Source organism: Cupriavidus oxalaticus (assembly GCF_038900635.1).
GTDB classification, from domain to species: Bacteria; Pseudomonadota; Gammaproteobacteria; order Burkholderiales; family Burkholderiaceae; genus Cupriavidus; species Cupriavidus oxalaticus_B.
Window position 1 is genome coordinate 50042 of record NZ_JAYMRX010000034.1, and the last position, 12019, is coordinate 62060.

The window sequence follows — 12019 nt, forward strand, 5'->3', positions numbered from 1 at the left end:
GTCTGATGCGCCCGCTTAGTCGAATCGGATTTTACGGATCTGGCAACGATGCGCAGGCGCGGTCATCATCATGCGCATATAGTGCCGCCAGATCAAAGGGTTGCGATAATCTGCCCGAGTTCTTCCCGGATTGCGTCGATGCTGCGCGTGGCGTCAATCACGCGGAAGCGCCCCGGTGCTGCCGCGGCCCGGCGCAGGTATTCGTCGCGGGTGCGCTGGAAGAACGCACGCGATTCGGCCTCGAACTTGTCCGGCTCACGCGCCCCGGCCAGCCGCTCGCTGGCGGTTTCCAGCGGCACGTCGAACAGCAGCGTCAAATCCGGCTGCAGGCCGCCCTGCACCCAGTCCTCCAGCACTTCGAGCCGCTGCGTCGGCAGGCCCCTGCCGCCGCCCTGGTAGGCAAAGGTGGCATCCGTGAAGCGGTCGGAGATCACCCATTCGCCACGCGCCAGCGCGGGGGCAATGACCTCGGCGATATGCTCGCGGCGCGCCGCGAACATCAGCAGCGCCTCGGTCTCGAGGTGCATTTTCCGGTGCAGCAGCAGCTGGCGCAGGTCTTCGCCCAGCGGCGTGCCGCCCGGCTCGCGGGTGGTGACCACGGCGGGAATGCCGGCGCGTTCGCGCAGCCGCGCCGCCACCCATTCGATATGGGTGCTCTTGCCGGCGCCGTCGATGCCTTCGAAGGTGATGAATTTTCCGCGCATGAAATGCCTATTTGCCGCGCTGGTACTTGTCGACCGCGCGGTTGTGTTCGGGTAGCGAGTTGGAGAAATGGCTGCTGCCGTCGCCGCGGGCGACGAAGTACAGCGCATCGGACGGTGCCGGCGCGGTGGCCGCCGCCAGCGAGGCCAGGCCCGGCAGCGCGATCGGCGTGGGCGGCAGGCCGGTGCGGGTGTACGTATTGTACGGGGTGTCGGCCTGCAGGTCGCGCTTGCGCAGGTCACCGTCGAAGGCCTGGCCGAGGCCGTAGATCACGGTCGGGTCAGTCTGCAGCATCATGTTCTTGCGCAGGCGGTTGATAAACACCGCGGCGATCATCGGGCGTTCGGTGGCCTGCCCGGTTTCTTTCTCCACGATCGATGCCATCACCAAGGCCTCGTAAGGGGACTTGTACGGCAGGTCGGGCGCACGTGCATTCCAGGCTTCGTTGAGGCGGCGCTGCATGGCCCGATAGGCGTGCTTGTACAGGTCGATGTCGCTGCTGCCGCGCGCAAACAGGTAGGTGTCCGGGAAGAACAGCCCCTCCGGCGAGGTCTCGGCGGCGCCGATCGCCTTCATCAGCTCCGCGTCGGACATGTCGCGCGTATCGTGGCGCAGCGCCGGGCTGGCATCGACCGCCGCGCGCATCTTGCGGAATTCCCAGCCCTCGATCACGGTGACCACGTAGTGTGTGACTTCGCCGCGCACCAGCTTGCCGATTACCGACAGCGGCGTGGCGCCGGTCTCGAATTCATAGCCGCCGGCCTTCAGGTCGGGCCCGCGGCCAGTCAGGCGCACCAGCAGCGTGAACAGCCGCGGGTCCATGCCGACGCCGCCGCGCTGGATCTGGCGGCTGACGCTGGCCACGCCGGAATTGGGCTTGATCACCACTTCGACCGGCGAACGGTTCAGCGCCAGCGGGTGATTGGCCCACCACGCAAAGCCGCCGGCTGCCGCCAGCGCGAGTACCAGGACCGCCAGGCCCAGGCGAAGGAAAAAACGTTTCATGTATCAGGGTCGGGGTGAGACCGCGGCGCTCCGGCCGAAAATCTCGTAGCCCCATATAATAACCGGCAGCCCCGCACCGACCATGCGCGGCGGCTCCGGCGCCTCTTGCGCGCCCGGCCGCGCGCCGGCGTCGATGCCTTTTCCAACCCGGTTTGTCCCCGACGATCGCCACGATTTCGCAATGCCAGTGATGAATGCCCAAGCCCCGGAACTCGCCGCCAGCCTTGAATCCTTGCAGGCCGGCGGAATCGACTGTGCCCCCGCAGGGCTCGGACTGATCCGCGTGGCCGGCGACGATGCCGCCAGCTTCCTGCACACCCAGCTCACCAATGCGGTCGAGGACCTGAAGCCGGGCACCGCGCGCCTGGCTGGCTACTGTTCGCCCAAGGGGCGCCTGCTTGCCACCTTCCTGATGTGGCGCGATGCCGCAGGTATCGTGCTGCAGCTGTCCGCCGATATCCAGCCTGCGGTGCAGAAGCGGCTGTCGATGTTCGTGCTGCGCTCCAAGGCCAAGCTGGCCGATATCACGCCCGCCAGCGCCATCTTCGGCGTCGCCGGTGCCGGTGCCGCCGAGGCACTGGCCGCCGCGAACCTGCCGGCGCCGCAAGCGGACTTTGCCGTGGCCGAGGCCGATGGCATCGCCGTGATCCGCCTGCCGGATGCCGCCGGGCAGCCACGCTGGCAACTGGTGCTGCCCGTCGAGCGCGCCGAGGCCGTGCGTGCGGCGCTGGCCGGCAAGCTGCAGGACGCGCCGCACGCGCTGTGGGACTGGCTGGAAGTGCAGTCCGGCCTGCCCCGCATCGTCACCGCGACGCAGGAACAGTTCGTGCCGCAGATGATCAATTTCGAGCTGGTCGGCGGCGTGAATTTCCGCAAGGGCTGCTATCCGGGCCAGGAAATCGTCGCGCGGAGCCAGTACCGCGGCACGCTCAAGCGCCGCATGTGGCTGGTAGAGGGCGATGGCGAGGCGCCGGCGCCCGCGGCGGAGATCTACCGGCCGGAGGATCCCGGCCAGCCGTGCGGCATGATCGTCAACGCCGCGCCCGCGCCGCAGGGCGGCTGGGCGGGGCTGGCCGAGCTGAAGATCGACGCCGCCGCAAGCGCGCTGCGGCTGGGCAGCGCCGAAGGCCCGGCGCTGGCGACCGCCACCCTGCCCTACGACGTGCCGCTGGGCGAAGCTGCCCAGGCAGCGGGCTGATGTTCCAGAAGCGGGACCCTGCCATGAGCGACCACCTGTTTGTCTATTTCCGCGTGCCCGAGGCCGTTGCCGCCGAAGCGCTGCCGCTCTGGCACCGCTGGATGGAGACGGTTGCCGAGGCGACCGGAATTGGTGGTACGCTGATGCGCAGGCCCGAAACCCGAGCCGGCGTGCAGACCTGGATGGAATGCTACGCCGACGTGCCGCCCGCCTTCGATGTCACGCTGGCCGGCCTGTGGCGCCAGAGCGGGCTGGACCAGTGGGTGGACGGCGAGCGGCAGGCCGAACACTTTATCGACCTGGACGTGCTGTAGCGTCCCGGAACTGCCGAAACTGAACTGCCGAAACGCGAAGTACGCCGGAATCCCCGCGCCCCCAGCGCCCCGGCGGCAAAGGAAGTCGAACGATGTGCCTGATCCTGGTTGCCTGGCAATCCCACCCGGACTATGCGCTGGTCGTCGCCGGCAACCGCGATGAATTCTATGTCCGCCCCGCGGCGGCCGTGCACTGGTGGCCGGATGCGCCGCAGGTGCTGGCCGGACGCGACCTGGCGGAAGTCATCGGCGAGCCCGGCACCTGGATGGGGGTCAACGCCGACGGGCGCTTTGCCGCGCTGACCAATTACCGCGCCCCTTCCGAGAAGCGCACCGATGCGCGCTCGCGCGGCGAGCTGGTGGCAGGCTTCCTGCGCGGCCATGACGCGCCGTTCGATTATCTCGACGGGCTGGCCGGCGAAGATGGCTGCTACAACGGCTTCAACCTGCTTGCCTGCGACCTGCGCGAACTCTGGTGGTACAGCAACCGCTCGGCCACGCGCCAGCCGCAGAAGCTGCGGCCGGGCCTGTACGGGTTGTCCAATGCACTGCTCGACACCCCCTGGCCCAAGGTGCGCAGCCGCGTTGGCGCGCTTGCCGAAGTGCTGGCGGCCGACAGCGGGCGGGCCGATGCCAGCGCCGAGCCCTACCTGCAGATGCTCGCTGACGAGCGGCAGGCGGCGGATTTCGAGCTGCCCTCCACCGGCGTCGCGCCGGAATGGGAAAAGCTGCTGTCGTCGGCATTCATCCGCTCGGCGTCATATGGCACCCGCGCCAGCACGGTGCTGCGCGTGCGCCACGATGGCCGCTTCGACCTGAGCGAGCGCAGCTTCGACGCCACCGGCCGCATCGGCGAGGTGTCCTACCACGGCAAACTCAACCTGCCGCGAGACCTCGTGCAGGCGCCGCGGTAACGGCTGCGGCGCTCAGTCCGCCAGCCGCTTGCGCATCTCGATATGCGGGATGCCGGCTTCTTCGAATTCCTCACCTGAACGGGCAAACCCGGCGCGCAGATAGAACGACGCGGCGTGGGTCTGGGCATTCAGCACCAGTTCCGGATAGCCCAGTTGCGCGGCCTTCTCCATCAGCGCCTGCAGCACCTGCGCGCCGACACCCGTGCCGCGCGCCGCCTTGAGCACGGCCATGCGGCCGATATGGCCGTCGGGCAACAGCCGGCCGGTGGCCACCGGCGTGCCATCCTCGGCCAGCGCCAGTGCGTGCCAGCTGGGCTCGTCCCATTCGTCCCATTCCAGTTCCACCGGCACGTTCTGCTCTTCGACGAACACGGTGTAGCGGATGGCGCGGGCACGTTCGCGCGCTTTGGACCAGGGGCAGATCAGGACGGTGACTGGCATGGCGGTTGGGGTCTGGCTTGGGTAGAAATGAGTGTCCGGGCTTTCGGATCCCGGGCGGGCGCCCATGATACGCCAGCCCCGGGTCAAGCGGCGAAGCACCAAAGTGGAGCATTGGCAACTGGAACCGCACCATACTAGGGTTTGCCCGGGGTCGGCATCGCCCTAGCAAATTTGTATGATGACCTTATTACCGAACAACGTGGGGAATCCGCATGTTCCAGAAAGTCCCTGCCCGCGCGTTGACCGACAACGTCGCCGAGCAACTGCTGGACAAGATCCAGAACGGCGCCTTCGCCCGCGGCGACAAGCTCCCCACCGAGGCGGTGCTGTCCGAAGAGTTCGGCGTCAGCCGCACCGTGGTGCGCGAGGCGATTTCCCGGCTGAAGTACGAAGGCGTGGTCGAGTCGCGCCAGGGCAGCGGCGTGTTCGTGACGCTGCAGGCCGGCATCCGGCCGCTGCGCATCGACTACACCGACACCGGCACGCTGGAATCCGTGCTGCAGATTGTCGAGCTGCGCCGCGCGATCGAGGCCGAGGTGGCCGCGCAGGCCGCCCGCCGCCGCACCGATGCGTCGATGGCCGCCATCGATGCCGCACTGGCCCGCATCGACGAGGAAGTCGAACAAGGCGGCGACGGCGTGGCCGCGGATGTGGCCTTCCATCGCGCCATCGCCGGCGCCACCGGCAACCCCTACTTCCTGAAGACGCTGGAATTCCTCAGCCAGTACCTGGAAACGGCCACCCGCGTGACCCGGACCAACGAGGCGCGCCGCGCCGACTTCTCGCGCCAGGTGCGCGAGGAACACCAGGCCATCGTCGCGGCGATCCGCGCCGGCGACCCGCTGGCCGCGCGCAATGCCGCGCAGAACCACATGTATAACGCCGCCCGCCGGCTGGCCCAGCTGGGTGCCGACGAGGATGCCGATGGCAGCGGCGCCGCCGGCGATGAAGCCGCGGGCACGCGGGGCGCGTCGAACTGACGCCGTCCGCACCTTTCAAGCCTTTCCCGTATCAGATTCAGGAGTCCCTCTATGTCCAGGAATATTGGCGTCATCGGCCTTGGTGCCATGGGCTTTGGTGTCGCGCAGTCGCTGCTGCGTGCCGGTTTCAAGGTGCACGCCTGCGACCTGCGCCCCGAAGTGCTGCAGCGCTTTGCCGATGAAGGCGGCGTGCCGTGCGCGTCGCCCGCCGAGCTGGGCAGCCGCTGTGACGTGGTGCTGACGCTGGTCGTCAACGCGCAGCAGACCGAGGCCGTGCTGTTCGGCGCCAACGGCGCGGTGGCCGAAATGCAGCCGGGCAAGCTGGTGATCGCCAGCGCCACGGTACCGCCGGGCTTTGCCGAGACGCTGGGCCGCCGCCTCGCTGAAAAGGGCCTGCTGATGCTGGACGCGCCGGTCTCCGGCGGTGCCGCGCGCGCCGCCAGCGGCGAAATGACCATGATGACCTCGGGCCCCGCCGAAGCCTACGCACTGGCCGAGGACGTGCTGGCCGCCATCGCCGGCAAGGTATACCGCCTGGGCGCCGCACATGGCGCGGGCTCGAAGGTCAAAATCATCAACCAGCTGCTGGCCGGCGTGCATATCGCCGCCGCGGCCGAGGCGATGGCGCTCGGCATGCGCGAAGGCGTGGATCCCGACGCGCTCTATGACGTGATCACGCACAGCGCCGGCAACTCGTGGATGTTCGAGAACCGCGTGCCCCATATCCTGAAGGGCGACTACACGCCGCTGTCGGCGGTCGACATCTTCGTCAAGGACCTGGGCATGGTGCTCGACACCGCGCGCACCAGCAAATTCCCGCTGCCGCTGTCGGCCGCCGCGCACCAGATGTTCATGATGGCTTCCACCGCCGGCCACGGCGGCGAAGACGATTCGGCCGTGATCAAGATCTTCCCCGGCATCGAACTGCCGGGCAAGGCTGAATAAGGAGCACAGACGATGACCGCGCTCCTTGGCTGTATCGCCGACGACTTTACCGGCGCCACCGACCTCGCCAACACGCTGGTGCGCAATGGCATGCGCACCGTCCAAACCATCGGCGTGCCCGAATCCGTGGCCGATATCGGCGCGGCCGACGCACTGGTGGTCGCGCTGAAATCCCGCACCATCCCCGCCGCCGAGGCCGTGGCGCAGTCGCTGGCCGCGCTGGAATGGCTGCGCGCGCAGGGCTGCCGCCAGTTTGTGTTCAAGTACTGTTCGACCTTCGATTCGACCGATGCCGGCAATATCGGCCCGGTCGCCGAAGCGCTGCTGAACGCGCTGGACAGCGATTTCACCATCGCCTGCCCCGCCTTCCCCGAGAATGGCCGCACCATCTTCCGCGGCCACCTGTTCGTGGGCGATGCGCTGCTCAATGAATCGGGCATGGAGCACCATCCGCTGACGCCGATGACCGATGCCAGCCTGGTGCGCGTGCTGCAGCGCCAGAGCCATGGCAAGGTCGGCCTGCTGCGCTACGACGCCGTGGCGCGCGGCGCACAGGCCACAGCCGACCGCATCGCGGCGCTGCGCCACGACGGCGTGCGGCTGGCGATTGCCGATGCGGTATCTGACGCCGACCTGTTCACGCTGGGCGAAGCCTGCGCCGGCCTGCCGCTGATCACCGGTGGCTCCGGCATCGCGCTGGGCCTGCCCGAGAATTTCCGCCGCGCCGGCCTGCTGCCGCAGCGTGGCGATGCCGACGCGGTCCCTGCCGTCGGCGGCCCGGGCGTGGTGCTGGCAGGCAGCGCCTCGCGCGCGACCAACGGGCAAGTGGCGCGCTGGCTGGAGCAAGGCCGCCCGGCGCTGCGCATCGACCCGCTGGCACTGGCACGCGGCGAAGCCGTGGCCGACGCCGCCCTGGACTTCGCCGCCTCGCACGACGAGCCGGTGCTGGTCTACGCCACCTCCAGCCCCGACGAAGTCAAGGCCGTGCAGGCCGAACTGGGCGTGGAGCGCGCCGGCCACCTGGTCGAGCAATGCCTGGCCAGCGTCGCCGCCGGCCTGCTCGCACGTGGCACGCGCCGCTTTGTCGTCGCCGGCGGCGAGACTTCCGGCGCCGTGGTGCAGGCGCTGAACGTACGAGCGCTGCGCATCGGCACGCAAATCGCCCCCGGCGTGCCGGCCACGGTCACGCTCGGCGCCACGCCGCTGGCACTGGCGCTCAAGTCAGGCAATTTCGGCGGCCCGGACTTCTTTGACGAGGCGCTGCGCCAGCTGGGAGGCCAGTGATGAGCACCGAAAGCAAGCTGCGCGAAGAGATCTGCCGCATCGGCGCCAGCCTCTACCAGCGCGGCTATACCGTCGGCTCCGCCGGCAACATCAGCGCGCGGCTGGACGATGGCTGGCTGATCACCCCGACCGATGCCTGCCTGGGCATGATGGATCCCGCCGCGGTCGCCAAGGTCGCCGCCGACGGCACCTGGGTGTCGGGCGACAAGCCGTCCAAGACGCTCACGCTGCATCGCGCGATCTACGACAACAACCCCGGGGCGCATGCCGTGGTGCACACGCACTCGACGCACCTCGTGGCCCTGACGCTGGCCGGTGCCTGGCAACCGGACGACGTACTGCCGCCGCTCACGCCGTACTACGTGATGAAGGTCGGCCATATCCCGCTGATTCCCTATCACCGGCCCGGCGATCCCGCGGTCGCCGCGCGCGTGGCCACGCTGGCCGCGCAGGTGCGCGGCGTGCTGCTGGAGCGCCTCGGCCCGGTGGTGTGGGAGTCCAGCGTCTCGCGCGCCGCGTTCGCGCTGGAAGAACTGGAGGAGACCGCCAAGCTATGGATGATGATGAAGGACACGCCGGGCTTCGCCGCCCGCGCGGCGCTGCCCGACGGCGCACTGGCTGAGTTGCGCGACGCCTTCCAGGCGCGCTGGTAGCACAGCCACCCTTTTTTCCGACTGACCACGGCCATACGGATTCAACCGGCGCGGTTGCCTTGCGGCCACCGTGCGGGGCGCGCGCATGCCTGCGATTCCCTGGCCGCCACCATTACTAGACCAGACTGACTCTACCCGGAGACCACCGATGCCATCCAACCAACCGGCGGCCAACGTGCCCGCCTTCGACAGCCTGGGCGGCAACGCCCGGCTCGACACCGACACCCAGATCGAGAAACGCGCCTACAACAAGGTGTTCTGGCGCATCATGCCGTTCCTGATGCTGTGCTACGTGGTCGCCTACCTCGACCGCGTCAACGTCGGCTTCGCCAAGCTGCAGATGGGCCAGGACCTGGCCTTTTCCGAGACCGTGTTCGGCCTGGGCGCCGGCCTGTTCTTCATCGGCTACTTCCTGTTCGAAGTGCCCAGCAACCTGCTGATGCACAAGATCGGCGCGCGCATCTGGATCGCGCGCATCATGATCACGTGGGGCATCATCTCGGCGCTGTTCCTGTTCGTGAAGACGCCGACGCAGTTCTACGTGATGCGCTTCCTGCTCGGCCTGGCCGAGGCGGGCTTCTACCCCGGCGTGATCCTGTACCTGACCTACTGGTACCCCGCCAACCGCCGCGCCAAGATGATCGCGCTGTTCATGTCGGGCATCCCGGTCGCCGGCATGTTCGGCAACCCGCTGTCGGGCTGGATCATGGATGCCTTCAACGGCACGCATGGCATGCGCGGCTGGCAATGGATGTTCCTGCTGGAAGCCCTGCCCGCGCTGGTGATCGGCGTGGTGACGATCTTCGTGCTGCGCGATGGCATCGACAAGGCACCGTGGCTCAGCGCCGATGAAAAGCGCGTGCTCAAGCGCAATGTTGAGGAAGACCAGCAGAAGGCCGGCGCCGCCGCCGGTCAGGCCCACGGCCACTCGCTGGGCGCCGTGTTCAGCGACCGCCGCGTGTGGTGGATGTGCCTGATCTACTTCTGCTTCGTCACCGGCCAGTATGCGCTGACGTTCTGGATGCCCACGCTGGTCAAGGCCAGCGGCGTCACCGGCAACCTGAAGATCGGCCTGCTGTCGGCAATTCCGTTCATCTGTGCCATCGTCGTCATGAACATCCTCGGCCACAGCGCCGATGCGCGCCAGGAGCGCCGCTGGCACCTGATCGTGCCGGCGCTGATGGGTGCGGTGGGCTTTGCCATCGCCGCCTCGTTCACCAACAATACGACCGTGTCCATCGCCGCGCTGTCGCTGGCCGCGGCCGGGGTGCTGACCTGCGCGCCGCTGTTCTGGTCACTGCCCACCTCGTTCCTGTCCGGCATTGCCGCCGCTTCCGGCATCGCCGTGGTGAACTCGGTCGGCAACCTCGCCGGTTTCGTCTCGCCGTACATGGTCGGCGCGCTCAAGGATCTGACACACAGCACGCAGCTGCCGATGTACGTGCTGTCCGCGATCCTGGTGGTCGGCGCCGTGCTGGTGTGGCTGACGCCGGCTAAACTGGTCAACCGCTGAAATCCGGCCGGCCCGGTCGCGCTGACTGCGACCGGGCCGGCTTCGTCCTACGCCCTGGAGTTCCCATGCCGCGCTTCGCCGCAAATCTCTCGATGATGTACAACGAGCACGCTTTCCTGGATCGCTTCGCCGCTGCCGCGGCGGACGGCTTCCAGGCGGTGGAGTACCTGTTCCCGTACGAGCACCCCGCCGCCGAGCTGCGCGCGCGCCTGGACGCGAACGGTCTCACGCAGGCGCTGTTCAATGCCCCGCCGGGTGACTGGGCAGCCGGCGAGCGCGGCCTGGCATCGCTGCCGGGACGCGAGGCGGAATTCCGCGGCGCCGTTGGCCGCGCGCTGGAATACGCCGGCGTGTTCGGCAATGACCGCGTGCACGTGATGGCAGGCCTGGTACCGGCCGATGCCGAGCGCGCGCGCTACCGTGCCACCTACCTGGAAAACGTCGCTTTCGCCGCGAAAGCCGCCGCCGCGCAAGGCGTGACCATCGTGCTCGAGCCGATCAACACGCGCGACATGCCGGGCTATTTCCTGAACCGCCAGGACGACGCGCAGGCGATCTGCAAGGAAGTCGGCGCGGCCAACCTGAAGGTGCAGTTCGACTGCTACCACTGCCAGATCGTCGAAGGCGATATCGCGATGAAGCTCAGGCGCGACATGGCCGGCATCGGCCATATCCAGATTGCCGGCGTGCCCGAGCGCCATGAGCCGGACCTGGGCGAACTGAACTACCCCTACCTGTTCGACCTGATCGACGCGCTCGGCTACCAGGGCTGGATCGGCTGCGAATACCGCCCGCGCGCCGGCACGTCCGAAGGCCTGGGCTGGCTCAAGCCCTACCTCGGCCGCTGACTGCAGAACATCTACTGATCTCTTGCCATGAACGTACTGATTACCGGCGGCGCCGGCTTCCTCGGCCTGCAACTCGCCCGCCTGCTGCTGCAACGCGGCACCCTGAACCTGGACGGCCAGGCCGTCGCCTTCGACCGCCTGACGCTGCTCGACGTGGTCGCGCCGCAAGGTCTTGACGATGCGCGCGTGCGCGTGGTGACCGGCGACCTGTCCGATCCCGCGGTACTGCGCCAGGCCATCGACCAGGATACCGGTGCGGTGTTCCACCTCGCCGCCGTCGTCAGCGGCCAGGCCGAGGCGGATTTCGAGCTGGGCATGCGCGTCAATCTCGATGCCTCGCGCGCGCTGCTTGAAACCTGCCGTGAACTGGGCCACAAGCCGCGCGTGCTGTTCACCAGCTCGGTCGCGGTCTATGGCGGCGAACTGCCGCCGGTGGTGCAGGACGACACCGCGCTGAACCCGCAATCGTCGTACGGCGTGCAGAAGGCGATCGGCGAACTGCTGCTGTCCGACTACAGCCGCCGCGGCTTCGTCGACGGCCGCGTGCTGCGCCTGCCGACCATCAGCGTGCGCCCGGGCAAGCCCAACGCGGCGGCCTCGTCGTTCGCCAGCGGCATCATCCGCGAGCCGCTCGCGGGCGTGGCGGCAAACTGCCCCGTGGCGCCGGATACGAAGCTGTGGCTGCTGTCGCCGCGCGCAGCGGTGGCGGCGCTGATCAATGGCATCGAGCTGGCCGGCGAACGGCTGGGCAATCGCCGCGTGGTGAATCTGCCAGGGCTGTCGGTGACGGCCGCGGGCATGGTCGATGCGCTGCGCCGCGTGGCCGGCGATGCGGTGGCGGATCTTGTGACATGGGAACGCGAAGATCGCGTCGAGAAGATCGTCGGCACGTGGCCGGCGGCGTGGAATGCCGAGCGGGCGCTGTCGCTGGGGTTCGAGAGCGATGCCAGCTTTGATGCGGTGATCCGGGCTTATATGGAGGATGCGGGGGTGGCGCAGTAAGGCATTGCCGCTTCGCAATGGCGGCGGCCTTATCATTTGCTGAGGGCCGGTCCCCTCTCCCGCTTGCGGGAGAGGGCGGGAGCGTCGATGACCGGACCTGTCAGAAATTTTGTGTTTAGGGCATAACATGTCGATAAGGAGCATGTATGCCACGCAAGACGAAGACGAGCCAAGCCGCAGACCGTGAGCTGCCGGCCATTCCAGAGGATCTGATCGCCCA

13 protein-coding genes are annotated in these 12019 nt (G+C 68.2%); 10 read left to right on the plus strand and 3 right to left on the minus strand.

Going from position 1 to position 12019, the window contains the following annotated elements; translation table 11 throughout:
- Nucleotides 1–92: 92 nt before the first annotated feature.
- Both tmk and mltG read right to left on the minus strand, forming a co-directional pair.
- Complete coding sequence (tmk, locus tag VSR71_RS32125; RefSeq protein ID WP_342917598.1) at nt 93–704, minus strand: dTMP kinase; 612 nt, start codon at nt 702–704, stop codon at nt 93–95.
- 7 nt (nt 705–711) lie between these two features.
- Nucleotides 712–1707 carry an endolytic transglycosylase MltG gene (gene mltG / locus VSR71_RS32130; RefSeq protein WP_342917599.1) on the minus strand — a complete coding sequence of 332 codons (996 nt, stop codon included), beginning with the start codon at nt 1705–1707 and terminating at the stop codon, nt 712–714.
- Nucleotides 1708–1888: 181 nt separating this feature from the next.
- Here mltG and VSR71_RS32135 point away from each other — a divergent pair, with 181 nt between their 5' ends.
- From VSR71_RS32135 to VSR71_RS32145, 3 genes are all read left to right on the plus strand, one after another.
- Nucleotides 1889–2905 carry a folate-binding protein gene (locus VSR71_RS32135; RefSeq protein ID WP_342917600.1) on the plus strand — a complete coding sequence of 339 codons (1017 nt, stop codon included), beginning with the start codon at nt 1889–1891 and terminating at the stop codon, nt 2903–2905.
- 23 nt (nt 2906–2928) lie between these two features.
- Entirely contained in the window at nt 2929–3219 is a 291-nt protein-coding gene (locus VSR71_RS32140; RefSeq protein WP_029048215.1) for a DUF4936 family protein, read from the plus strand.
- 92 nt (nt 3220–3311) lie between these two features.
- Nucleotides 3312–4133, plus strand: coding sequence for an NRDE family protein (locus tag VSR71_RS32145; protein ID WP_342917601.1), 822 nt, complete (start codon nt 3312–3314; stop codon nt 4131–4133).
- Between the two features lie 12 nt (nt 4134–4145).
- Here VSR71_RS32145 and VSR71_RS32150 read toward each other — a convergent pair whose 3' ends face one another.
- Nucleotides 4146–4574 (minus strand): GNAT family N-acetyltransferase, encoded by a 429-nt coding sequence (locus VSR71_RS32150; protein ID WP_342917602.1) that lies wholly within the window; start codon nt 4572–4574, stop codon nt 4146–4148.
- A 212-nt stretch (nt 4575–4786) separates the two neighbouring features.
- On the opposite strand from VSR71_RS32150, the gene VSR71_RS32155 reads away from it, so the two are divergent.
- The 7 genes from VSR71_RS32155 to denD all read left to right on the plus strand — a co-directional run bounded on the left by VSR71_RS32155 (nt 4787) and on the right by denD (nt 11799).
- Complete coding sequence (locus tag VSR71_RS32155; protein ID WP_342917603.1) at nt 4787–5554, plus strand: FadR/GntR family transcriptional regulator; 768 nt, start codon at nt 4787–4789, stop codon at nt 5552–5554.
- 51 nt (nt 5555–5605) lie between these two features.
- Nucleotides 5606–6499 carry an L-threonate dehydrogenase gene (gene ltnD / locus VSR71_RS32160; protein WP_342917604.1) on the plus strand — a complete coding sequence of 298 codons (894 nt, stop codon included), beginning with the start codon at nt 5606–5608 and terminating at the stop codon, nt 6497–6499.
- Nucleotides 6500–6511: 12 nt separating this feature from the next.
- Complete coding sequence (gene otnK / locus VSR71_RS32165) at nt 6512–7783, plus strand: 3-oxo-tetronate kinase (protein ID WP_342917605.1); 1272 nt, start codon at nt 6512–6514, stop codon at nt 7781–7783.
- The gene (locus VSR71_RS32170) at nt 7783–8436 is read left to right on the plus strand and encodes an aldolase (protein WP_115709399.1); all 654 of its coding nucleotides are present in this window, start codon (nt 7783–7785) and stop codon (nt 8434–8436) included. The genes otnK and VSR71_RS32170 overlap by 1 nt, the downstream gene beginning before the upstream one ends.
- A gap of 148 nt (nt 8437–8584) precedes the next feature.
- Entirely contained in the window at nt 8585–9949 is a 1365-nt protein-coding gene (locus tag VSR71_RS32175) for an MFS transporter (protein WP_342917606.1), read from the plus strand.
- 65 nt (nt 9950–10014) lie between these two features.
- Nucleotides 10015–10797 (plus strand): 2-oxo-tetronate isomerase, encoded by a 783-nt coding sequence (gene otnI, locus VSR71_RS32180; protein ID WP_342917607.1) that lies wholly within the window; start codon nt 10015–10017, stop codon nt 10795–10797.
- A 27-nt stretch (nt 10798–10824) separates the two neighbouring features.
- Nucleotides 10825–11799, plus strand: a complete 975-nt coding sequence (gene denD / locus VSR71_RS32185; protein ID WP_342917608.1) for a D-erythronate dehydrogenase — start codon at nt 10825–10827, stop codon at nt 11797–11799.
- Nucleotides 11800–12019: the final 220 nt, after the last annotated feature.

Coding starts and splice junctions, on each gene's coding strand:
- tmk (WP_342917598.1), bottom strand. CDS start 704: ATGCGCGGAAAATTCATCACCTTCGAAGGCATCGACGGCGCCGGCAAG.
- mltG (WP_342917599.1), bottom strand. CDS start 1,707: ATGAAACGTTTTTTCCTTCGCCTGGGCCTGGCGGTCCTGGTACTCGCG.
- VSR71_RS32135 (WP_342917600.1), top strand. CDS start 1,889: ATGCCAGTGATGAATGCCCAAGCCCCGGAACTCGCCGCCAGCCTTGAA.
- VSR71_RS32140 (WP_029048215.1), top strand. CDS start 2,929: ATGAGCGACCACCTGTTTGTCTATTTCCGCGTGCCCGAGGCCGTTGCC.
- VSR71_RS32145 (WP_342917601.1), top strand. CDS start 3,312: ATGTGCCTGATCCTGGTTGCCTGGCAATCCCACCCGGACTATGCGCTG.
- VSR71_RS32150 (WP_342917602.1), bottom strand. CDS start 4,574: ATGCCAGTCACCGTCCTGATCTGCCCCTGGTCCAAAGCGCGCGAACGT.
- VSR71_RS32155 (WP_342917603.1), top strand. CDS start 4,787: ATGTTCCAGAAAGTCCCTGCCCGCGCGTTGACCGACAACGTCGCCGAG.
- ltnD (WP_342917604.1), top strand. CDS start 5,606: ATGTCCAGGAATATTGGCGTCATCGGCCTTGGTGCCATGGGCTTTGGT.
- otnK (WP_342917605.1), top strand. CDS start 6,512: ATGACCGCGCTCCTTGGCTGTATCGCCGACGACTTTACCGGCGCCACC.
- VSR71_RS32170 (WP_115709399.1), top strand. CDS start 7,783: ATGAGCACCGAAAGCAAGCTGCGCGAAGAGATCTGCCGCATCGGCGCC.
- VSR71_RS32175 (WP_342917606.1), top strand. CDS start 8,585: ATGCCATCCAACCAACCGGCGGCCAACGTGCCCGCCTTCGACAGCCTG.
- otnI (WP_342917607.1), top strand. CDS start 10,015: ATGCCGCGCTTCGCCGCAAATCTCTCGATGATGTACAACGAGCACGCT.
- denD (WP_342917608.1), top strand. CDS start 10,825: ATGAACGTACTGATTACCGGCGGCGCCGGCTTCCTCGGCCTGCAACTC.